The following is a 20,763-nucleotide window of genomic DNA, read 5'->3' as shown; positions in this document are numbered from 1 at the left end:
GCCATGAACGCACGAGGCGGCGGAGCCTGGTGGAACGACGAGACGCAGAGCTGGGAGCAGGGCGCACCACCGCCCGGCCGGGACGCCCCGCCGTCCCCGAGGCCTCCGGACCCGCCCGCCTTCGGACCGCCGCCGTACGCGCCACCGCCCCTGCCGCCCGGCCCGCCGCCCTACGCGCCGGTCCCGTACCACGAGGCGGAGACCGCGCGGGCGTACGAACTGCCGCGCGATCCGGCGCACCCGCCCGCGTACGCGCCGGTGGACCCGGGGCGGCGCCGACAGCGGGCGGTCGTGGCCGCCGTCGCCGTCGCCGTCCTCGCGGGCGGGGCGGCCGGGGGCTGGCTGCTGTGGGGCAGGGACGGCGGCCCCGGGAGCGGGGGAGTGGCGGGGTCCTCGGCCTCGGCGCCGGTGGAGCCGCCGACGGACAGCGCGACCGACGACCCGACGCCCACGGACACCTCCACGCCCTCGGAGACCACGACCACGCCCACCGACGACACGTCCGGCACGCCGGGAGCCACGCACACCGCCACCCCCGACACGGGAACCGCCCCCGTGCCCGACGGCTACCGCCCGGTGGACGACCCGCTCGGCTGGAGCGTCGCCGTCCCCGCCGCCTGGACCCGTACCGAGGAGCGCGGCAGCGCCCTCTACCGCTCGCCCGACGAGCGGTATCTGCTCCAGATGTTCCGGCTGACGGAACCGGGCATCACCCCGTACGAGGCGATGCGCGTCACCTCCGCCAACCTCGGCAACTACCGCGGCTACGAGCAGATCTCGCTGCGCCGCATGACCGAGGTGACCACCACGGACGCGGCCGAGCTGGTCTACGCGTACAACCGCACCGTCCAGACCGACCGCATCCAGGGCATCGCCCGCGCCTTCGTCGCCGGGAACGGGGTGCCGTACACGGTGCTGGTGTACGGCCCCGACGAGGACTGGCCCCTCCAGCGCGGGATCCTGAACAGGGTGCTGGGCACGTTCGCGCCGGAGTGAGCCCGGGGCGCGCGCCCCGGGCCCGTCTCAGCCCGCGCGCAGCTGGTCCGCCGCCTCCCGTACCGCCCTCATCGCGCGGCGCTGGAGGAGCGGGCCGAAGGTGATGCGCGCGGCGCCCAGTTCGCCCAGGCGGCGCGGGGTCGGCCCGTCCGCGAGCGCCACCTGGTTGACCGGGGCCGGCACGGCGGCGGCGATCTTCGGCAGATGGCCGGCGGGCGCCCCGTACGGGTAGACGCAGTCGGCGCCCGCCGCCACGTACGCGCGCGCCCGCGCGATCGTGGCGTCCAGGTCGTCCACGCCCTCGATGTACGTGTCCACGCGCGCGTTGATGAAGAGCCGGTCCCCGGCCGCCGCGCGCACCTCCGCCAGCCAGTCGGCGTGGCGGGCCGGGTCCTTGAGGGTGCCGTCGGCGGAGTCCTCCAGGTTGCAGCCGACCGCACCGGTCTCCAGGAGGCGGTCCACCAGCTCCTCGGGGGCGAGGCCGTAGCCGCCCTCGACGTCCGCCGAGACGGGGATGGAGACCGCCCGTACGATCCGGGCGACCGCCGCGAACATCTCGTCCCCGGGCGTCGCTCCGTCCGCGTAGCCGAGCGAGGCGGCGACCCCCGCGCTCGGCGTGGCGAGCGCGGGGAAGCCCGCCTCCTCGAAGACGCGGGCGCTGGCCGCGTCCCAGGGGCCGGGCAGGATCAGGGGGTCGCCCGCCGGGCGCCCGTGGTGCAGGGCGCGGAAGACGGCGACGGGGGTCAGCTGTGCCATTCGGTCTCTCCGGGTGCGGTGCGCCGCGCCACCATCAGCCGGTTCCAGCTGTTGATGGCGGTGATCGCGGCGATCAGATGGGCCAGTTCGGTCCCGTCGAAGTGCTGGGAGGCGCGTTCGTAGAGCTCGTCGGGAACGAATCCGTCGGTCAGGACCGTTATGCCTTCGGTGAGGGCGAGCGCCGCGCGCTCGCGCTCGCTGAAGCGGTCGCCCGCTTCGTGCCAGGCCGCGACGAGATCGAGCCGTCCCTCGGTCTCGCCGTGCTCGCGCGCGAGGTCGAGATGCATGTCCAGGCAGAAAGCGCAGTGGTTGAGTTGCGAGGCGCGGACCATGACCAGCTCCGTCAGGGTCGGGTCGAGCGCCTTCTTGGCGGCCGCGCTCACCCCCGCCAGGGCCCGGTAGACCTCCTGCGGGACCTGCCAGGCCCGGGCGGTCACTTGTACATCCCGGGGGTGTAGTGGCCCGGGACCATCCGGGTGGTGACGCCGAAGCGGTTCCAGGCGTTGATCACCGTGATCGCGGCGATCAGATGGCCCAGCTCCGTCGCGTCGAACTGCGCGGCCGCCCGCGCGTACACCTCGTCCGGCACGAACCCGTCGGTCAGGACCGTGATCGCCTCGGTCAGCTCGATCGCCGCGAGCTCCCTGGCGGTGTAGAAGTGCTGGGACTCCTCCCAGGCGTTGAGCTGCACGATCCGCTCGACCGACTCGCCCGCCGCGAGGGCGTCCTTGGTGTGCATGTCGAGGCAGAAGGCGCAGTGGTTGAGCTGCGAGGCCCGGATCTTCACCAGCTCGTGGATCACCGGGTCCACCCCGCGCCCGGCCGCCGCGTCCAGCTTCACCATCGCCTTGTAGACCTCGGGGGCGGCCTTCGCCCAGTGCAGCCGGGGCGTGTGCTCGGCGGCGTAGGAGCCGGTCCCGCCCACTTCGTTCCCGCTCATGCCGTCTCCCGTGGTCCCGGTGTTCTCGTTCGTCGCCGTCATACGGATGACGGTACGCGGCACATGTCACACGGGTATGGTCCATTTTCATGGCGGAATCCTGGGCCACTTCCTCCGGAACCCTGGCCGAAGTCTTCGGTGTCGACTTCCATGTGGAGGTGGGCGCGGGCGGGTTGCGCGCCGGCCTCATGGACGCGCTGCGCGAGGCGGTGCGCGGCGGCAGGCTCGCGCCCGGCGCACGGCTGCCCTCCTCGCGCTCGCTCGCGGCGGACCTGGGGATCGCGCGCAACACGGTGGCCGACGCGTACGCCGAACTCGTCGCCGAGGGCTGGCTCACCGCACGCCAGGGCTCGGGGACCCGGGTCGCCCAACGGAGCGCGCCGCGCCGCCCGCAGCCGTCCGGGCCCCGGCACGCGGCGCGCCGCAGCCCCGCGTACAGCCTGATCGCGGGCAGCCCGGACCTGGCGTCCTTCCCTCGCGCCGAGTGGCTGAAGGCGTCCCGGCGGGCGCTGACGGCCGCGCCGCACGAGGCCTTCGGCTACGGCGACCCGCGCGGGCGCGTCGAACTGCGTACGGTGCTCGCCGAGTACCTCGCGCGGGCGCGCGGAGTCCACGCGGCCCCCGAGCGGATCGTCGTCTGCTCGGGGTTCGTGCACGGCCTGATGCTGCTCGGACGGGTGCTGCGGGCGCGCCGGGTCCGTGAGATCGGCGTCGAGTCGTACGGGCTCGACGTCCACCGGGACCTGCTGGCGCGGGCGGGACTGCGCACCCCGCCGCTGCCGTTCGACGAAGACGGCACGATGACGGGGGAGTTGGGGGCGGTGAAGGGGCTGGGGGCGGTGCTGCTGACGCCCGCGCACCAGTTCCCGGTCGGGGTCGCGCTCCCGCCGGACCGGCGCGCCGCCGTCGTCGACTGGGCGCGGGCGGTGGACGGGCTGATCCTGGAGGACGACTACGACGGCGAGTTCCGTTACGACCGCCAGCCCGTGGGGGCTTTGCAGGGCCTCGACCCCGACCACGTCGTCTACCTGGGCACGGCCAGCAAGTCCCTGGCGCCCGGGCTGCGGCTGGCCTGGATGGTGCTGCCGGAGCGGCTGGCGGGGGAGGTGGCGGAGGCGAAGGGGGACGTCGACTGGGCGTGCGGCGCGCTCGACCAGCTGACGCTGGCGGAGTTCATCGCGTCCGGGGCGTACGACCGGCATGTGCGCGGGATGCGGCTGCGCTACCGGCGCCGGCGCGACCAGTTGGTGGCCGCGCTGGCGGCGCGGGCGCCGGAGGTGCGGGTGAGCGGGATCGCGGCGGGGCTGCACGCGGTGCTGGAGCTGCCGCCCGGGACCGAGCGCGCGGTGATCCAGGCCGCGGCCTGGCAGGGCCTGGCCCTCCAGGGCCTCTCGGCCTTCCGCCACCCGCGGACACCCGCGGCGCGGGACGCGCTGGTGGTGGGGTACGCGGCGCCACCGGACTGGGGCTGGGCGGGGGCGCTGGACGCACTGTGCAGGGTGTTGCCCTGAGGGGCGGGGTGTTGCCGGGTGCTTGTCTGCGGCCCGGTGGTGGCCTGGTTGTGCCTGGGGTTCGTCTGCGGGTGGGTGGTGGGTTGCTCGCGCAGTTCCCCGCGCCCCTTAAGGGCCCGGTGTTTGTCTGCGGGCTGGTGGTGGGCTGGTCGCGCAGTTCCCCGCGCCCCTTGAGGGCCCGGTGTTTGTCTGCGGGCCGGTGGTGGCCTGGTTGTGCCTGGGGTTCGTCTGCGGGCCGGTGGTCGGTTGCTCGCGCAGTTCCCCGCGCCCCTTGGGTACTTCGGGGCGCCGCAGCGTCACTTCCTCGGGCGTGCGTGCGGGCGGGGTCCGGGCCGCAGGCCCAGGACTTCAGGGGCGCGAGGAACTGCGCGACCAGCCCCCACCGGCCCGCACGTCGACACGAAACCCCCTGCGACCCGGGCAGCCCCACCGACCCGCACATCGACGCGAAACCTCATCGGGGCCGCAGGCCCCGGCTTTTAGGGGCGCGGGGAACTGCGCGACCAGCCCCCCACCCACCCGCAGGTGGACACGAAGAGGGTCGCGTGGGCCGTAGGCCCAGCGATGAGGGGCGCGGGGAACTGCGCGACCAGCCCCCACTCACCCGCAGGTAAACGCGAAGCGGGTCGCGTGGGCCGCAGGCCCAGCGGTTGAGGGGCGCGGGGAACTGCGCGAGCAACCCCCCACCCACCCGCACGTCGGCGTGAAAGCCGGCCCGCAGCCGGGGGGGCCGGGGCGGAGCCCCGGAAGCCATCTACGCCTCACCCGGGGGCGCCTCCCCGAAGCGCCCCAGCACCAGCGCCCCCGCAACCCCCACCACAAACCCCACCACCGCCAACCACCCCAACCCCACCCGCGTACGGTCCCCCAACCACCCCACCCCCACCAGCGCCGGCCCGACCGTCTCGCCCAGCACCATCCCCGCCGTCGCCGTCGTCACCGAACCCCGCTGGAGCGCCGACGTCAGGAGCAGGAACGCCGCGCCCCCGCCCAGCAGCAGCGCGTACAGCGCCGGTTCGGCGAGGTCGAAGGAGTCGATGAGCCGGACCGCCACCTCCACCACCCCGAATCCGCAGCCCGCCCCGAGTCCCAGGACCAGTGCCCGGGCCCGTCCCGGCAGGCGCCCGGCGACCGCCCCGGCCAGCAGGATCGCCGCCGCGACCGCGAGCAGCGCCCAGGGCAGCGCGGCGGGCCCGTGCTCGTGGCCCTCCTCGCCGGACGCGAGCCCCAGCATCGCGAGCCCGGCGCAGACGACCCCGACGGCCGCCCACTCCGTACCGGACAGCCGTACCGCCAGCACCCGCGCCGAGACCACCGCCGTCACGGCCAGCGACGCGGCCAGCGCCGCCCCGACCGCGTAGATCGGGACGGCCCGCAGCGCCACGATCTGGAGGACGAAGCCGAGCGCGTCGAGGGCGAGCCCGGCGAGGTAGCGCCACTGCCGCACGGCCCGCAGCAGCAGCGCGGGATCGACCCCCGCCTCCCCGGACCCGGTGGTGGCCGGCCCGGACGCCGCCCGCGCCGCGACGGCCTGGAGAACGGTCGCGGTGCCGTAGCAGACCGCCGACCCCAGCGCACAGATCATCCCAAAGAGCACAGACGGACTGTAATGGAAGGGAGTTCAGGGGGCAGGAGCAGACGGATTCCTCGTCCCGGATGGCCGGGAACTAGGGTGTGGCCGGTTCACGTCCCAGACACCAGACATACGTACGGTTCGCGAGGGGGAGGTCCGCAGATGCGCAGATTCCGGTCCACCGCGGTGGTGCTCGGCGGCATGGGAGTGCTCGCCGCCACGCTGACGGCGTGCTCCCACGAGCCGGACCGCCGCTGCGTCGACCCGGTCACGCACAAGGAGCTCCCCAAGTACGAGTGCAAGAGCGGCGGCCACGGCTCGTACTACTACGGCGGAAACGTCCGCAACGGCACGGTCTACGGCGGCTCCTTCCGCTCCGGATCCGGCTCGTCCGGTTCCTCCGGCTCCTCGGGGTCCTCCGCCTCCTCCGGCTCCTCCGGCGGCGTCGACCGGGGCGGTCTCGGCGGCCACTCCGGCTCGGGCGGCGGCTGACGGATGCAGCGGCACCGCATCGAACCCCGCCCCGGCTGGCAGCAGACCGTCGAGGCCCAGGGGCTGATCTACCCCCTCACCCGCTACCCGGACGGCTCGCTCCGCCCGTACTGGGACGAGAGCGCGTACTACTCCTTCACCCTCCCCGAGGTCGAGGCGCTGGAGGAGGTCGTGGAGGAGCTCCACGCGATGTGTCTGGCGGCGGCCGCGCACATCGTCGAGAAGAATCGTTTCGCCGATCTCGGCATCACCCACCCGGCGCTCGTCGCCCGGGTCGCCGAGTCCTGGCACCGCCGCGCCGAACTCCCCTCCGTCTACGGGCGTTTCGACCTGCGCTACGACGGCAGCGGCCCGGCCAGGATGCTGGAGTACAACGCCGACACCCCCACCTCCCTCGTCGAGGCCGCGAGCCCGCAGTGGTTCTGGATGGAGGAGCGCTTCCCCGGCGCCGACCAGTGGAACTCGCTCCACGAACGGCTGATCGCCGCCTGGAAGCGGCAGGCCCCGCTCCTCCCACCCGGCCCGCTCCACTTCGCCCACTCGGACGACGACGAGCTCGGCGAGGACCTGATGACGGTGGCGTATCTGCGCGAGACCGCCGAGCAGGCGGGCATCGAGACGCGGGCGCTGTCGGTGGAGCGGATCGGCTGGGACGCTCTCACCGGCCGTTTCGTCGACGACCGGCTCCGCTTCATCCGCAGCTGCTTCAAGCTCTACCCGTGGGAGTGGCTGACCACGGACCGGTTCGCGCCGCACGTCCTGGAGACCCTGGACAACGGCGGCGGCACCGGAAGCACCTGCTGGATCGAGCCCGCCTGGAAGATGCTGCTCTCCAACAAGGCGCTGCTCGCGATCCTGTGGGAGCTCTACCCCGGCCACCCGAACCTGCTCCCCGCCTACCTGGACGGGCCGCGCGAGCTGGCCGCCACCGGTGGTTACGTCTCCAAGCCGCTGCTCGGCCGGGAGGGCGCCGGGGTCCAGATCCACCACCCCGGCGCGCCGGCCGCCCCGCGCTCCGAACCCGCCTGCTACCAGGCCCTCGCCCCGCTCCCCGACTTCGACGGCAACCGGGTCGTCCTGGGCGCCTGGGTCGTCGAGGACGAGGCGGCGGGCCTGGGCATCCGCGAGTCGTCGGGCCCGATCACGGACGAGTACGCGCGGTTCGTCCCCCATGTGATTCGCTAGCGGGTCCGGCGGCTCCGGCGGGGCCGGGCGCGCGTCCGGCCCCGCCCCGCCCCGCCGCCACCGCCCCGCCACGGGGACCGACCCGCGCGGGCCCGGCCCTACTCCTGTCCCAGCACCGCCCTGAGCTGGTCGAGCCCCCAGTCCAGGTCCTCCTTGCTGATCACCAGCGGCGGGGCGATCCGGATCGTCGAGCCGTGCGTGTCCTTGACCAGGACGCCCCGGTCCATCAGCCGCTCGGAGATCTGCCGGCCCGTGCCGAACTCCGGGTCGATGTCGACCCCCGCCCACAGGCCGCGTCCGCGCACCGCCTCGACCGCGCCGGTGCCGGCCAGCAGCCCCAGCTCGTGGTGGAGGTGCTCACCGAGCTCGGTGGCCCGCTGCTGGTACTCCCCGGTGCGCAGCATCGCGATCACTTCGAGGCCGACCGCGCACGCCAGCGGGTTGCCGCCGAAGGTCGACCCGTGCTCGCCGGGCCGGAACACCCCGAGCACCTCCGCCGAGCCCACCACCGCCGAGACCGGCACCACCCCGCCGCCGAGCGCCTTGCCCAGCACATACAGGTCGGGCACCACGTCCTCGTGCTCGCACGCGAACGTCTTCCCGGTCCGCCCGAGGCCGGACTGGATCTCGTCCGCGATGAACAGCACGTTCCGCTCGCGGGTCAGCTTCCGTACGCCCGGCAGGTATCCGGCCGGCGGCACCAGCACCCCGGCCTCGCCCTGGATCGGCTCCAGGAGCACCGCCACGGTGTTCTCCGTGACGGCCGCCGACAGCGCGGTCAGATCCCCGTACGGCACGATCTCGAAGCCGGGGGTGTAGGGCCCGTAGTCCGCGCGGGCCTCGTGGTCCGTGGAGAAGCTGACGATCGTCGTCGTACGCCCGTGGAAGTTGTTGGACGCGACGACGATCTTCGCCGTCCCGTCCGGCACCCCCTTGACCCGGTACCCCCACTTCCGGGCCGTCTTCACCGCCGTCTCCACCGCCTCCGCCCCGGTGTTCATGGGCAGGACCATCTCCTTGCCGCACAACTGCGCGAGCTGCCCGCAGAACTCGGCGAACCGGTCGTGGTGGAACGCCCTCGACGTGAGCGTCACTCTCTCCAGCTGCGCCTTGGCCGCGTCGATCAGCCTGCGGTTGCCGTGTCCGAAGTTCAGCGCCGAGTACCCGGCGAGCATGTCGAGGAAGCGGCGCCCCTCGACATCGGTCATCCACGCGCCCTCGGCCGAGGCGACGACGACGGGCAGCGGATGGTAGTTGTGCGCACTGTGGGCCTCGGCAGAGCGGATGGCGTCCGATGTAGTCGACACGGGGTCTCCGTTTCATCGTGCGGCGTGGGACGGGGTAGGGCCCAGTTTCTCTCGTCGCTCGGATGCTGGACGGGGAAACCTTGATTCCCGGTGTGCCCGTTAGGGTGGGTGGTACGTACGGCGACTGGCGCACGGGGAAGCGACCTCGGGGAAGCCGTGCGTGCCACGCGCACGAGGTGCCGCCCGCCTGGGCACCCCGGGACCATCACGGACCCCGGAGGACGCCATGAACCTGCCCCTTTCCCACCCGGCCCTTTCCGCCACCGACCCCGAACTCGCCGCGCTGGTCGCCGCCGAGGAGCGGCTCCAGTCGGACACCCTGCGGCTGATCCCCAGCGAGAACTACGTCTCGCGGGCGGTCCTCGAAGCCTCCGGCACGGTGCTCCAGAACAAGTACAGCGAGGGCTACGCGGGGCGCCGCTACTACGAGGGCCAGCAGAACATCGACCAGGTCGAGACGCTCGCGGTGGAGCGGGCCAAGGCGCTGTTCGGCGTCGAGCACGCCAACGTCCAGCCCTACTCCGGCTCGCCCGCCAACCTCGCCGTCTACCTCGCCTTCGCCGAGCCGGGCGACACCGTGATGGGCATGGCCCTGCCGATGGGCGGCCACCTCACCCACGGCTGGGGCGTCTCCGCGACCGGCAGGTGGTTCCGGGGCGTGCAGTACGGCGTACGCCACGACACCGGCCTGATCGACTTCGACGAGGTGCGCGAACTCGCCCTCAAGGAACGGCCGAAGATCATTTTCTGCGGCGGCACCGCCCTGCCCCGCACCATCGATTTCGCCGCCTTCGCCCAGATCGCCCGGGAGGCGGGCTCCGTGCTGGTCGCGGACGTCGCCCACATCGCGGGCCTGATCGCCGGCGGCGCCCACCCGTCCCCGGCCCCGTACGCGGACGTGATCTCCACGACCACCCACAAGACGCTGCGCGGCCCGCGCGGCGCCATGCTCATGTCCCGCGAGCAGCACGCCAAGGCCGTCGACAAGGCCGTCTTCCCCGGCCTCCAGGGCGGCCCGCACAACCAGACCACGGCCGCGATCGCCGTCGCCCTGCACGAGGCGGCCCAGCCCTCCTTCCGCGACTACGCCCGGTCCGTCGTCGCCAACGCCCGGGCGCTCGCCGAGCAGCTCCTCGCGCGCGGCTTCGACCTGGTCTCCGGCGGCACCGACAACCATCTGATCCTGATGGACCTGACCCCCAAGGACGTCCCCGGAAAGGTCGCCGCCAAGGCCCTCGACCGGGCCGGGATCGTCGTCAACTACAACACCGTCCCCTACGACCCCAGGAAGCCGTTCGACCCCTCCGGCATCCGCATCGGCACCCCCTCCCTCACCTCGCGCGGCCTCGGCACCGAGCACATGGCGGCCGTGGCCGACTGGATCGACCGGGGCGTCGGCGCGGCCCGCGGCGGCGACGAGGACGCCCTCGCGGTGATCCGGGACGAGGTGGCCGAGCTGATGGCCGCGTTCCCGGCGCCGGGGCTGCCCACGCGGTAGCACCGCCGTACCCGGAGGGAGAGGAGGAACACACTGTGTTCCTCCTCTCCTGCCGTATCCCCACCGTTTCCGAGCTGTCGGCGGCACCTGAGAGAATGATGAACATGGCCTCTGATCGCCCGCCCGTCGCCCACCACCACCCTCAGGGGAATGGCTCCGCCATGCAGCATCGCCCGCGAGTGCTCTCCGGAATCCAGCCCACCGCCGGCTCGTTCCACCTCGGCAACTACCTCGGCGCGGTCCGCCAGTGGGTGGCGCTGCAGGAGTCCCACGACGCGTTCTACATGGTCGTGGACCTGCACGCGATCACCGTTCCGCAGGACCCGAGGGAGCTGCGGGCCAACACCCGGCTCGCCGCCGCCCAGCTCCTCGCCGCCGGGCTCGACCCCGAGCGCTGCACGCTCTTCGTGCAGAGCCATGTGCCCGAGCACGCCCAGCTCGCCTGGGTCATGAACTGCCTGGCGGGCTTCGGCGAGGCGTCCCGTATGACGCAGTTCAAGGACAAGTCGGCGAAGCAGGGCGCCGACCGCGCCACCGTCGGCCTCTTCACGTACCCGATCCTCCAGGTCGCGGACATCCTGCTCTACCAGGCCAACGAGGTCCCGGTCGGTGAGGACCAGCGCCAGCACGTGGAGCTCACCCGCGACCTGGCCGAGCGCTTCAACGGCCGCTTCGGGGAGACGTTCAAGATCCCCAGCCCGTACATCCTCCGGGAGACCGCGAAGATCTACGACCTCCAGGACCCGTCGATCAAGATGAGCAAGTCGGCGTCCACGCCGAAGGGCCTGATCAACCTGCTCGACGAGCCGAAGACCACGGCCAAGAAGGTCAAGAGCGCGGTCACCGACACGGACACGGTGATCAAGTACGACGCCGAGAACAAGCCGGGCGTCTCCAATCTGCTCACCATCTACTCCACCCTCACCGGCCGGACGATCCCCGAGCTGGAGACGGCGTACGAGGGCAAGATGTACGGGGCGCTCAAGACGGACCTCGCCGAGGTGATGGTGGACTTCGTCACTCCGTTCCGGGACCGGACCCAGGAATATCTGGACGACCCCGAGACGCTGGACTCTGTCCTGGCCAAGGGTGCGGAGAAGGCGCGGGCGGTCGCCGCCGAGACGCTGGCCACGGCATACGAGCGGGTGGGGTTCCTGCCCGCCAAGCACTGAGCCGCGCCCGGACACGGGGGGTGCGGGGGGCGTGCTCCGGGCCACGGGAGCGACGGCCCGGCCGAGGGCTCTGGCCAGAAGGGCCGGGCGCCCGCCACACTGCACACTGACGGACACAGACGTACCCGGACAACGACGGAGGAGAACGACGTGGGGACCGTAACGCTCGGCGTTTCGATCGCGGTCCCGGAGCCGTACGGCAGCCTGCTCCAGGAGCGGCGCGCGGGCTTCGGTGATCCCGCCGCGTACGGGATTCCCACGCATGTCACCCTCGTGCCGCCCACCGAGGTCGACGCGGCACGCCTGCCGGCGATCCGGGCCCACCTGGCCGAGGTCGCCTCGGCCGGGCGGGCCTTCCCGATGCGCCTGTCCGGGACGGGGACGTTCCGGCCGCTGTCGCCGGTGGTGTTCGTGCAGGTCGTCGAGGGCGGCGCGGACTGCGCCTGGCTCCAGCAGCGGGTGCGGGACGAGGCCGGGCCGCTCGTGCGCGAGCTCCACTTTCCCTACCACCCGCATGTGACGGTGGCGCACGGCATCTCCGAGGAGGGGATGGACCGGGCGTTCGAGGAGCTGGCCGGGTTCGAGGCGGAGTGGACGTGCGGCGGCTTCGCCCTGTACGAGCAGGGTGCGGACGGGGTCTGGCGGAAGCTGTACGAGTACGGGTTCGGCCTGAGCGGGGTGCCCGCGCAGGGCGGCTCGCGGGACGAGCCGTCCGTGCGGGCCTGAGCCCCAGGGGCTCCGCCTTCGCGCCCCTGGCTACCCAGGGGCGCGGGGAACCGCGCGGGCGACCCATCACGGTCCGCAGCCGCCCTCCTGGCCCGGAGGTTCCTACACCGGCAGGCGCCGGAACAGCGGCCTCGGGACGTGCCGCAGCGCGGACATCACCACCCTGAGCGTCCCCGGCACCCACACCACCTCCGCCCGCCTGCGCAGGCCCGTCTCGATGGACTCGGCCACCGCCTCGGGCGTGGTCGCCAGGGGGGCCTCCGGGAGGCCGGACGTCATCTTGGTGCGGACGAAGCCGGGCCGCACCACCATCACGTGGACGCCGGAGCCGTGGAGCGCGTCGCCCAGGCCCTGGGTGAAGGCGTCCAGGCCGGCCTTGCTGGAGCCGTAGATGAAGTTGGCGCGGCGGGCGCGTTCGCCCGCCACCGAGGAGAGCACCACCAGGGAGCCGTGGCCCTGGCTCTGGAGGGCCTTGGCGCAGATCAGGGAGGCGGAGACCGCGCCGGTGTAGTTGGTCTGCGCGACCCGTACCGCCGCAAGGGGCGATCCCTCGTCCCGCACCTGGTCGCCCAGGATGCCGAACGCCAGCAGGACCATGTCGATGTCGCCCTGGGCGAAGACCCTGCCCAGGGCCTGCTCGTGCGACTCCGCGTCCAGCGCGTCGAAGGCGAGCGTGTGCACGTCCGCGCCGAGCTCGCGCAGCTCCGCCGCCGCCGCGTCCAGCGCGGGCGAGGGCCGGGCGGCCAGCCAGACCGTACGGGTGCGGCGGGCCACCAGGCGGCGGGCGGTGGCCAGGCCGATCTCGGAGGTGCCGCCCAGGATCAGCAGGGACTGGGGGGTGCCGAACGCGTCCTTCATCTCATGACTCCTCGTAACTCCGGGGAAGCGGGCGGTCCTTCAGAGGTGCAGACGGCGGGAGAGGTCGGAGACGAAGACCCCGTCCGGGTCCAGTTCGCGGCGCAGGGCGCGGAACGCGGCCAGGCGCGGGTACATGGCTTCCAGGACCTCCGGGCGTACCCGGGAGTCCTTCGCCAGGTAGATCCGGCCGCCCGCGCCCGCCACCTCCTCGTCCAGTTCGTCCAGGAACCCCGCCAGGCCCGGCAGACCGGCCGGGATGTCCAGGGCCAGGGTCCAGCCGGGGACCGGGAAGGAGAGCCAGCCCGGGTCGGCCTCGCCGAAGCGCTTGAGCACCGCGAGGAAGGACGGACAGCCCCGGCGCGCGATCCGGCGCACCACCCGGCGCAGGGTCTCCTCCTGGCCGTGGCCGACCACGAACTGGTACTGGACGAAGCCGGCCCTGCCGTAGATCCGGTTCCAGTGCGGGACGCCGTCCAGGGGGTGGAAGAACGTGGCGATCGACTGGAGTTCCCCGGTGCGGTGCCGGGGGGCCCTGCGGTACCAGAGCGCGTTGAACGCGGACACCGAGGCGCGGGTCAGCAGGCCCCCGGGGAGGTGGCGCGGGGCGGGCGGGAGCCGGGGCGGGGCGAAGTGCAGGGGCGCTCTGCTCGCGCGGCCCCGCAGCGCCTCAAGGGGCGCGTGATCGCCGCGCGTCAGGACCGCCCGGCCCGTCCGCGCGCCCCTGGCGAGCAGGTCGATCCAGGCCACCGAGTAGCGGTAGCGGTGGTCGGTCGCGGTCAGCCTCGCCATCAGGTCGTCCAGGTCCGCCGCCCGTTCGGTGTCCACCGACATCAGGGACGTCCTGACGGGGTGCAGGCGCAGTTCGGCGGCGAGGATCAGCCCCGTCAGGCCCATGCCGCCCGCCGTCGCGTGGAACAGCTCGTCCGTGGGGGTGAGCCGGCGGACGGTGCCGTCGGCGGTGAGGAGGTCGAGGGCGCGGACATGGCGGGAGAAGGAGCCCGAGCCGTGGTGGTTCTTGCCGTGGATGTCCGCGCCGATCGCGCCGCCGACCGTGACGTACCGGGTCCCGGGCGTCACCGGTACGAACCAGCCCAGCGGCAGCAGGACCTCCATCAGGCGGTGCAGGCTGACCCCCGCCTCGCAGACCACCACGCCCGCCTCGGCGTCGATGGCGCGGACCCGGTCGAGGCCGGTCATGTCCAGGACGGCGCCCCCCGCGTTCTGCGCGGCGTCGCCGTAGGCCCGGCCCAGGCCCCGGGCGATGGACCCGCGTGCCCCGCCCGCGAGGACGGCGGCCACCGCCTCCTCGTACGTACGCGGGCGGACCAGCCGGGCGGCCGTCGGGGCGGTGCGGCCCCAGCCGGTCACGGGCGTCGGGGCGGTGGCGGCAGGCATGACAGCGACCGTAGCGGGGCCGCTCCGAGGAATGTGGCGTTATGCCCTTTTTGGTGTGGTGCTCACCGAAATGGGTGATTGAGTGAGTGTCAAGCGGCATTGACGCGCATCCGGCGCCGCCGCCGGGGAGAGTCGCGTACGGCCGACGGCCGATCGGCGGGGCTGTCTCACGGGATTGGGGTGGCAGATGCGGTACTCCGACGCGGATCACCGGCTGCTGGCGGCGCTGCGGGACTGCGGCGCCGAGCCACGGGTGGCCGCGGCCGCCCGCGCGTTCTCCTTCGCCGGGGAGCACGCGGCGGTGTGGCTGGCGGGCGGGGCGCTGGCCGCCGCCCTGGACCGGGAGCGGCGTACGGGCTGGCTGCGCGGGGCCGCGCTGGTCGCGGGCGCGCACCTGGCCAGCGTGGGCGTGAAGCGGGTGGTGCGCCGGCCCCGGCCGCTCCTGCCCGCGCGCGAGCCGCTGGTGCGCACCGCCGGGCGGCACTCCTTCCCCAGCTCGCACGCCGCCTCGGCCGCGGCGGCGGCCGTCGCCTACGGCGCGCTGCGGCCCGCCGGGGCGCGTCTGGTGCCGCCGCTCGCCGCCGCGATGTGCGTGTCCCGGCTGGTCGCCGGCGTCCACTACCCCTCCGACGTGCTGGCCGGAGCGCTGATGGGCGGGGCCACGGCACGGCTGGGGACACGGTGGCTGGGCCGGCCGCGCCCACCCGCCCGGCCGCGTCCCGCAGCGGGAGCCGCCGCATGAGCCGCCCCGGCCTCGCCGTCCTCGACGAGCCGGTCGCCCGGCACCCGGGGCGGCGCGCGCTCGGCGTGCCCGCCGGCGTGCTCAGGACCGCGCGCCCCCGGCAGTGGATCAAGAACGTGCTGGTGGCCGCCGCGCCCGCCGCCGCCGGGCAGCTCGACTCGCGGGACACCCTGCGCCAACTCGTGGTGGTCTTCGTCCTGTTCACGGCCGCCGCCTCCGCCGTCTACCTCGTCAACGACGCGCGCGACGCCGACGCCGACCGCGCGCACCCGCACAAACGCCACCGCCCGGTGGCCACCGGCCAGGTGCCGGTGCCCGTCGCGTACGCCACCGGGGGACTGCTCGCGCTGCTCGCCCCGCTCGGCGCGGCCCTCACCTGCAACGCCATGACGGCGACCCTGCTCACCGGGTACGTGCTGATGCAGCTCGCCTACTGCGTCAAGCTCAAGCACGTCCTCGTCGTCGACCTCGTCGTGGTCACCGCCGGGTTCCTGATGCGGGCCATGATCGGCGGGGTGGCGCTCGCCATCCCGCTCTCGCGCTGGTTCCTGATCACCGCCGGGTTCGGCGCGCTGTTCATGGTCGCGGCCAAGCGGTACTCGGAAGCCGTCCAGATGGAGGGGCGCGGCGGTGCCACCCGCGCGCTCCTGGACGCGTACACCACCGGCTATCTGCGGTTCGTCTGGCAGCTCGCGGCCGGGGTCGCGGTCCTCGCGTACTGCATGTGGGCACTGGAGAGCGGCGGCATGACCGGTGGCTCGCTGCTGCCGTGGCGGCAGCTGTCGATGGTCCCGTTCATCGGCGGGATCCTGCGGTACGCCGTCTTCGCCGACCGGGGGAGCGCGGGCGCCCCCGAGGACGTGGTGCTGCGCGACCGGGCGCTGGTGGTCATCGCGCTGGTGTGGATCGCGCTGTACGGGCTGGCGGTGTCGGATCTGTGAGGGGCGTGCGCCGGGCCGAGCTGGTCGGCTTCGCACTCGCCGGGAGCCTCGCGTACGCCGTCGACCTCGGCCTGTTCGTGTGGCTGCGGTCGTCGCTCGCCTGGGACCCGCTGGCCGCCAAGTGCCTGTCCTTCGTGGCCGGGTGCACCGTCGCGTACCTCGGCAACGCCTTCGGGACCTACCGGGGCAGCCGGGCCGGGGGCCGCGAGTACGCCGTGTTCTTCGCGGTCAACATCGCGGGCGCGCTGGTGCAGCTGCTCTGTCTGGCCGTCACCCACTACGGCCTCGGCCTCACCTCGCCGCGCGCCGACACGCTCTCGGGCGGGGTGTTCGGCATGGCACTCGCCACCTGCCTGCGCTTCTGGGGGACCCGGACGCTTGTCTTCCGGGGTGAGGAGGGTACTCGCACGTCATGGACTGGCTGAAGAACCTTCCCGTCGTCGGGCCGTGGGCCGCCCGGCTGATGCGGACGCACGCGTGGCGGTCGTACGAGCGGCTCGACCGGGTGCGCTGGTCCCGGCTCGCGGCCGCGATCACCTTCATCAGCTTTCTCGCGCTCTTCCCGCTGCTCACGGTGAGCGCGGCCGTGGCCGCCGCCGTGCTGACCCCGGGCCGGGTGGAGAAGCTCCAGAACACCCTCGCCGAGCAGGTCCCCGGCATCTCCGACCAGCTCGACCTTGAGGACCTGACCCGCAACGCGGGCACGGTCGGGGTCGTCGCGGGCGCCCTGCTGCTGTTCACCGGCATCGGCTGGATCGGCCAGATGCGCGGCTGTCTGCGAGTGGTGTGGGACCGGGACGACGAGGAGGAGAACCCGTTCCTGCGCAAGCTGAAGGACGGCGGGGTGCTGGTCGGCCTCGGCGGCGCGGGACTCGCCTCGTTCGCCGCGTCCTCGCTCGGCTCGACGGCCGTGGGCTGGGCCGCCGCCCAGCTCGGTCTCGAGCACAACGGCGTCGGCCGGGTGTTCGTGGCGATCGTGGCGATCGCGGTGGCGGCCGCCGCCGACTTCCTGGTCCTGATGTACGTCCTGACCCTGCTGCCCGGGGTCTCCCCGCCGCGCCGCCATCTGCTGACCGCCGGGGCGATCGGCGCGGTGGGGTTCGAACTGCTGAAGGTGCTGCTCGGCGGCTATATGCAGGGGGTCGCGGCCAAGAGCATGTACGGGGCGTTCGGGGTGCCCATCGCGCTGCTGCTGTGGATCAACTTCACGGCGAAGCTGCTGCTGTTCTGCGCCGCCTGGACGGCCACCCCCGCCAAGAAGGACGACCCCTCCCTCACCGCTTTCGACGCACCAGCTCCGGAAGAGGCCAGCGCCGGTTGAGCAGGAACACTCCGGCGGCGACCACCAGGAGGGCGCCCGCCGCGATGCCGAGCGCGGTGGCGACACCACCGGAGCCGGGCCCCTTGCGGGTGGTGACCGCCGCCTTCGCGGGGTCCTGGGCTCCGGCGCTCGACGGCGGCTGCGAGCCCGGCGGGGTGTTCGCCGGAAGGGCCGACCTGGGCGGTACGAGCTCGCCCACCGGGGTCACCTTGCCGACCGCCGAGAAGCCCCAGTCCAGCAGACGGGCGGCCTCCTTGTAGACGGCCTGGCCCTCGGAGGAGTCCGGGTTCATCACGGTGACGAGCAGCACCCGGCCGCCCCGCTCGGCGACCCCGGTGAAGGTGGCGCCCGCGTTGGTGGTGTTGCCGTTCTTGACGCCCGCGATGCCCTTGTAGGGGTCGAGGCCCCGCTCGCCGACGAGCAGCCGGTTGGTGTTCTGGATCTCGAAGTAGTCGCGCTCGTGGTTCTTGCCCTCGGCGCCGGGGAACTTGGCGGAGGCGGTGGAGCAGTAGTCGCGGAAGTCCTTCTTCTGCAGGCCCGAGCGGGCGAACAGGGTGAGGTCGTAGGCGCTGGAGACCTGCCCCGGGGCGTCGTAGCCGTCCGGTGAGACGACATGGGTGTCGAGCGCCTGGAGGTCCTCGGCGTGCGCCTGCATGTCCTGGACGGTCTTGGGCACACCGCCGTTCATCGACGACAGCACGTGCACGGCGTCGTTGCCGGAGCGCAGGAAGACGCCGAGCCACAGGTCGTGCACGGTGTACGGCAGGTTGGTGTGGATGGGGACGATGCTGCTGCCCTCGCCGACGCCCTCCAGGTCGGTGGGGGTGACGGTGTGCACGTCGGTCCGGGGGAACTTGGGCAGCACCGTGTCCGCGAAGAGCATCTTCAGGGTGGAGGCGGGAGGCAGCCGCCAGTGCGCGTTGTGCGCGGCGAGCACCTGGCCGTTCTCCGCGTCCGCGACGATCCAGGAGCGGCCGGTGAGGTCCATCGGCAGCACCGGCGCGCCGGGGCCGAGCTTCACCTGGGTGCCGGGCTGCCCGAGCAGCGCGCCGCCGACGGTCGACATGCCGGCGGGCGGCGGGTCGGCGTCCCCGCGGGTCCTGCCGGGCTTGCCGGACTGGCCCTGCGTGCCCGGTTTGTCGTCGTGGGGCAGCGCCGAGGCGGGCGCGGCGGCGAGCGCGGGCAGCAGCGCGGCGACCGCGACCGCCAGGGCGATCCGGGCAGGCTTCTTCACAGCAGACACGGACGAGAACGTACAGGCCGAAGGTGTCGATCCGTACACCGGAGGGGTGACCCGCCGGGAGCCGCCACCCGCCCGGCTGCGCCCGCTTCGCCCCGGTGATACTGATTCCATGAAGCTCAGCAGCCGCGTCTCCTGGTTCCTGCTCGCGTTCGGAGTGTGGAGCTGGATCATCTGGATCACTTTCGTCAAGAACCTGTGGAAGGACGGCAGCGGGCTGGCCTTCGACGACGCGGGGGACCCGACGGCGTACTTCTGGGTGCACCTCACCCTCGCCGTCGTGTCCTTTCTCCTGGGGACGGGTGTGGGCCTCATCGGGTTCCGTTCCGTACGCCTTCTGCGCGCGGGGACCGCTCCCACGGCCGGGTCACGGACCGCTAACGACTAGCTCCGCCCCCCTTGTCACGCGCGGCTAACAAGTAGCTGTGTAGTGAAGATTTCCTCTTCCGCATGTGAAAGCCGTGTGATTGGGTGAGCGCCATCACAGGGGTGCGCGAGGGGGTTCGGCACGCCTGAAGGGTGGGGCGTTGCGAGGAGAGCACGGCGATGCGGTCGATCCGTATGCGGATTCTGGCGATTTGTGCGGTACTGGTGGTCGTCGGGGTGGGGGGATGGCAGCTGCTGCCGTCCGACGGGAAGAAGAAGGACCCGATCGCGGTCGGGACGACGGACGCGATCACGTCCCTGGACCCGGCCGGCGCCTATGACGCCGGTTCCTGGGCGCTCTACAGCAACGTCTACCAGACGCTGCTGACCTTCAAGCCCGGCTCGGCGGTGCCGGTGCCGGACGCGGCGCGAGGCTGCCAGTTCATCGGGCTGAAGCTGATGACGTACCAGTGCGAGCTGCGCGAGGGGCTGACCTTCTCGTCCGGGCGCAAGATGACCGCGGCGGACGTCAAGTTCTCCTTCGACCGGGTGATGAGGATCAGAAGCGATGTGGGGCCGGCCTCGCTGCTCTCCTCCCTCGGCTCGGTCAAGGCCGACGGCGACACCGTCACCTTCAACCTGAAGACCAAGGACGCCACCTTCCCGTCCAAGCTCGCGACCGGCGCCGGGTCGATCGTCGACAGCCGGGCGTACCCGGCGGCGTCGCTGCGCAAGGGCGACGGCGTGGTCGGCTCCGGCCCGTATCTGCTGAAGTCGTACAAGCAGGGCCGCAGCGCGACCCTGGAGCCCAATCCGGACTACCGGGGGGCGGTCGGCAAGAAGGGCCTGCCGATCGAGGTGCGCTACTACGCCGAGTCCGACCAGCTCAATCAGGCGTGGAAGGACGGGCAGGTCGAGGTCGCGCACCGGCAGATGCCGCCGACGGTGCTCGCCAAGCTCTCGCCCGGTGACCCGGACATCCGCATCAGCGAGACGCCCGGGGCCGAGACCCGCAACCTGAACATCAACGTCCGGGCCGGCCACCCGCTGGCCCCTACCAAGGTCCGCCAGGCGCTGGCCGCGCTGATCGACCGGCCGGCGCTCGCCACCTCGGTCTACGACGGCACGGTCGAGCCGCTGTTCTCGCTGATCCCGCAGGGCTTCACCGGCCACAGCACCGCCTTCTTCGACGCCTACCCCAGGGTGGACGTGGGCAGGGCGAGGTCGCTGCTGAAGTCGGCGGACGTGCGCACACCCGTGAAGTTCACCCTCGCCTACCGCAAGCTCGGGGCCAACGGCGCCGAGGCGGAGCTGCTCAAGGCGCAGCTGGAGAAGGGCGGTCTGTTCGAGGTCGACCTGCTGGCCGAGGCCGACTGGACGAAGATGCAGAAGAACTACGCGGCCGGGGTCTACGACGCGTACACCGCGGGCTGGGTCGCGGACTTCCCCGACCCGGACAACTTCAGCCAGCCGCTGGTCGGCACCGGGAACAGCCTGCACACCGGGTACTCGGACAAGGACGTCGACGGCATCATCCAGCGCACCCAGCAGTACAGCGACCGGGGCCGCACCGCCGACGACTTCAAGGCGCTCCAGGACAAGGTCGCCGAGGACGTGCCGCTGATCCCGCTGTGGCAGGGCAAGGACTACGTGGTCAGCAGCCGCAGCGTCAGCGGCCTGCAGTACCTGTCGGACGGGACCGGCGTGTGGCGGCTGTGGGAGCTGAACTGGATCTGAGGGCCCG

Annotated in this window: 21 protein-coding genes and 1 riboswitch; of the genes, 13 read left to right on the top strand and 8 right to left on the bottom strand. The window is 73.0% G+C overall.

Translation table 11 applies throughout. The annotated features are described in order from the left end of the window. Positions 1-3: 3 nt before the first annotated feature. Positions 4-996 (top strand): hypothetical protein, encoded by a 993-nt coding sequence (locus ABZ404_RS15205; RefSeq protein WP_358836118.1) that lies wholly within the window; start codon positions 4-6, stop codon positions 994-996. A 27-nt stretch (positions 997-1,023) separates the two neighbouring features. Here ABZ404_RS15205 and ABZ404_RS15200 read toward each other — a convergent pair whose 3' ends face one another. The 3 genes from ABZ404_RS15200 to ABZ404_RS15190 are packed head-to-tail and all read right to left on the bottom strand — an operon-like array spanning position 1,024 to position 2,692. After that, positions 1,024-1,743: an isocitrate lyase/phosphoenolpyruvate mutase family protein gene (locus tag ABZ404_RS15200; protein ID WP_358836124.1), complete on the bottom strand. Its 720-nt coding sequence runs from the start codon at positions 1,741-1,743 to the stop codon at positions 1,024-1,026. After that, the gene (locus ABZ404_RS15195) at positions 1,740-2,189 is read right to left on the bottom strand and encodes a carboxymuconolactone decarboxylase family protein (protein ID WP_358836117.1); all 450 of its coding nucleotides are present in this window, start codon (positions 2,187-2,189) and stop codon (positions 1,740-1,742) included. The genes ABZ404_RS15200 and ABZ404_RS15195 overlap by 4 nt, the downstream gene beginning before the upstream one ends. Then, positions 2,186-2,692 carry a carboxymuconolactone decarboxylase family protein gene (locus tag ABZ404_RS15190; protein WP_358836123.1) on the bottom strand — a complete coding sequence of 169 codons (507 nt, stop codon included), beginning with the start codon at positions 2,690-2,692 and terminating at the stop codon, positions 2,186-2,188. Before ABZ404_RS15190 ends, ABZ404_RS15195 begins: the two co-directional genes overlap by 4 nt. A gap of 89 nt (positions 2,693-2,781) precedes the next feature. Here ABZ404_RS15190 and ABZ404_RS15185 point away from each other — a divergent pair, with 89 nt between their 5' ends. After that, positions 2,782-4,203 carry a PLP-dependent aminotransferase family protein gene (locus ABZ404_RS15185; RefSeq protein WP_358836116.1) on the top strand — a complete coding sequence of 474 codons (1,422 nt, stop codon included), beginning with the start codon at positions 2,782-2,784 and terminating at the stop codon, positions 4,201-4,203. 754 nt (positions 4,204-4,957) lie between these two features. On the opposite strand, the gene ABZ404_RS15180 is transcribed toward ABZ404_RS15185, so the two are convergent. Beyond that, on the bottom strand, positions 4,958-5,788 hold the full coding sequence (locus ABZ404_RS15180; protein WP_358836122.1) for a hypothetical protein: 831 nt from the start codon (positions 5,786-5,788) through the stop codon (positions 4,958-4,960). 150 nt (positions 5,789-5,938) lie between these two features. On the opposite strand from ABZ404_RS15180, the gene ABZ404_RS15175 reads away from it, so the two are divergent. Together ABZ404_RS15175 and ABZ404_RS15170 are read left to right on the top strand one after the other, a co-directional pair. Beyond that, positions 5,939-6,268: a hypothetical protein gene (locus tag ABZ404_RS15175; RefSeq protein WP_358836115.1), complete on the top strand. Its 330-nt coding sequence runs from the start codon at positions 5,939-5,941 to the stop codon at positions 6,266-6,268. 3 nt (positions 6,269-6,271) lie between these two features. Beyond that, positions 6,272-7,453 carry a glutathionylspermidine synthase family protein gene (locus ABZ404_RS15170; protein WP_358836114.1) on the top strand — a complete coding sequence of 394 codons (1,182 nt, stop codon included), beginning with the start codon at positions 6,272-6,274 and terminating at the stop codon, positions 7,451-7,453. 98 nt (positions 7,454-7,551) lie between these two features. On the opposite strand, the gene rocD is transcribed toward ABZ404_RS15170, so the two are convergent. Next, positions 7,552-8,760, bottom strand: a complete 1,209-nt coding sequence (rocD, locus tag ABZ404_RS15165) for an ornithine--oxo-acid transaminase (protein WP_358831761.1) — start codon at positions 8,758-8,760, stop codon at positions 7,552-7,554. Between the two features lie 110 nt (positions 8,761-8,870). Then, a riboswitch (ZMP/ZTP riboswitch) is annotated at positions 8,871-8,960 on the top strand. A gap of 26 nt (positions 8,961-8,986) precedes the next feature. Between rocD and glyA the strand changes: the two genes are divergently transcribed. The 3 genes from glyA to ABZ404_RS15150 all read left to right on the top strand — a co-directional run bounded on the left by glyA (position 8,987) and on the right by ABZ404_RS15150 (position 12,156). Next, positions 8,987-10,258 (top strand): serine hydroxymethyltransferase, encoded by a 1,272-nt coding sequence (gene glyA / locus ABZ404_RS15160; RefSeq protein ID WP_358831760.1) that lies wholly within the window; start codon positions 8,987-8,989, stop codon positions 10,256-10,258. Positions 10,259-10,419: 161 nt separating this feature from the next. Then, a complete protein-coding gene (gene trpS / locus ABZ404_RS15155; protein WP_358831759.1) occupies positions 10,420-11,430 on the top strand; it encodes a tryptophan--tRNA ligase in 1,011 nt (336 codons plus the stop codon). 150 nt (positions 11,431-11,580) lie between these two features. Continuing rightward, positions 11,581-12,156, top strand: a complete 576-nt coding sequence (locus ABZ404_RS15150) for a 2'-5' RNA ligase family protein (RefSeq protein WP_358831758.1) — start codon at positions 11,581-11,583, stop codon at positions 12,154-12,156. A 102-nt stretch (positions 12,157-12,258) separates the two neighbouring features. On the opposite strand, the gene ABZ404_RS15145 is transcribed toward ABZ404_RS15150, so the two are convergent. Together ABZ404_RS15145 and ABZ404_RS15140 are read right to left on the bottom strand one after the other, a co-directional pair. Continuing rightward, a complete protein-coding gene (locus ABZ404_RS15145; RefSeq protein ID WP_358831757.1) occupies positions 12,259-13,014 on the bottom strand; it encodes a decaprenylphospho-beta-D-erythro-pentofuranosid-2-ulose 2-reductase in 756 nt (251 codons plus the stop codon). Positions 13,015-13,053: 39 nt separating this feature from the next. Further along, positions 13,054-14,409 carry an FAD-binding oxidoreductase gene (locus ABZ404_RS15140; protein WP_358831756.1) on the bottom strand — a complete coding sequence of 452 codons (1,356 nt, stop codon included), beginning with the start codon at positions 14,407-14,409 and terminating at the stop codon, positions 13,054-13,056. A gap of 187 nt (positions 14,410-14,596) precedes the next feature. Here ABZ404_RS15140 and ABZ404_RS15135 point away from each other — a divergent pair, with 187 nt between their 5' ends. From ABZ404_RS15135 to ABZ404_RS15120, 4 genes are read left to right on the top strand one after another with little or no spacing between them, the layout of a single operon-like run. Continuing rightward, the gene (locus tag ABZ404_RS15135) at positions 14,597-15,151 is read left to right on the top strand and encodes a phosphatase PAP2 family protein (protein WP_358831755.1); all 555 of its coding nucleotides are present in this window, start codon (positions 14,597-14,599) and stop codon (positions 15,149-15,151) included. Further along, positions 15,148-16,092 carry a decaprenyl-phosphate phosphoribosyltransferase gene (locus ABZ404_RS15130; protein WP_358831754.1) on the top strand — a complete coding sequence of 315 codons (945 nt, stop codon included), beginning with the start codon at positions 15,148-15,150 and terminating at the stop codon, positions 16,090-16,092. Before ABZ404_RS15135 ends, ABZ404_RS15130 begins: the two co-directional genes overlap by 4 nt. Further along, positions 16,089-16,517, top strand: coding sequence for a GtrA family protein (locus ABZ404_RS15125; protein WP_358831753.1), 429 nt, complete (start codon positions 16,089-16,091; stop codon positions 16,515-16,517). Before ABZ404_RS15130 ends, ABZ404_RS15125 begins: the two co-directional genes overlap by 4 nt. Then, complete coding sequence (locus tag ABZ404_RS15120; protein ID WP_358831752.1) at positions 16,505-17,413, top strand: YihY/virulence factor BrkB family protein; 909 nt, start codon at positions 16,505-16,507, stop codon at positions 17,411-17,413. The genes ABZ404_RS15125 and ABZ404_RS15120 overlap by 13 nt, the downstream gene beginning before the upstream one ends. Here the strand turns inward: ABZ404_RS15120 and ABZ404_RS15115 are convergent. After that, entirely contained in the window at positions 17,367-18,656 is a 1,290-nt protein-coding gene (locus ABZ404_RS15115) for a D-alanyl-D-alanine carboxypeptidase (protein WP_358831751.1), read from the bottom strand. The genes ABZ404_RS15120 and ABZ404_RS15115 overlap by 47 nt on opposite strands. 109 nt (positions 18,657-18,765) lie before the next feature. Here ABZ404_RS15115 and ABZ404_RS15110 point away from each other — a divergent pair, with 109 nt between their 5' ends. Next, complete coding sequence (locus tag ABZ404_RS15110) at positions 18,766-19,041, top strand: hypothetical protein (RefSeq protein ID WP_358831750.1); 276 nt, start codon at positions 18,766-18,768, stop codon at positions 19,039-19,041. Positions 19,042-19,199: 158 nt separating this feature from the next. Then, positions 19,200-20,756 (top strand): ABC transporter substrate-binding protein, encoded by a 1,557-nt coding sequence (locus ABZ404_RS15105; protein WP_358831749.1) that lies wholly within the window; start codon positions 19,200-19,202, stop codon positions 20,754-20,756. Positions 20,757-20,763: the final 7 nt, after the last annotated feature.

The sequence above is a fragment of the Streptomyces sp. NPDC005878 genome, from assembly GCF_040629815.1.
Classification (GTDB): Bacteria; Actinomycetota; Actinomycetes; order Streptomycetales; family Streptomycetaceae; genus Streptomyces.
This window is presented reverse-complemented; position numbering and strand designations above follow the sequence as displayed.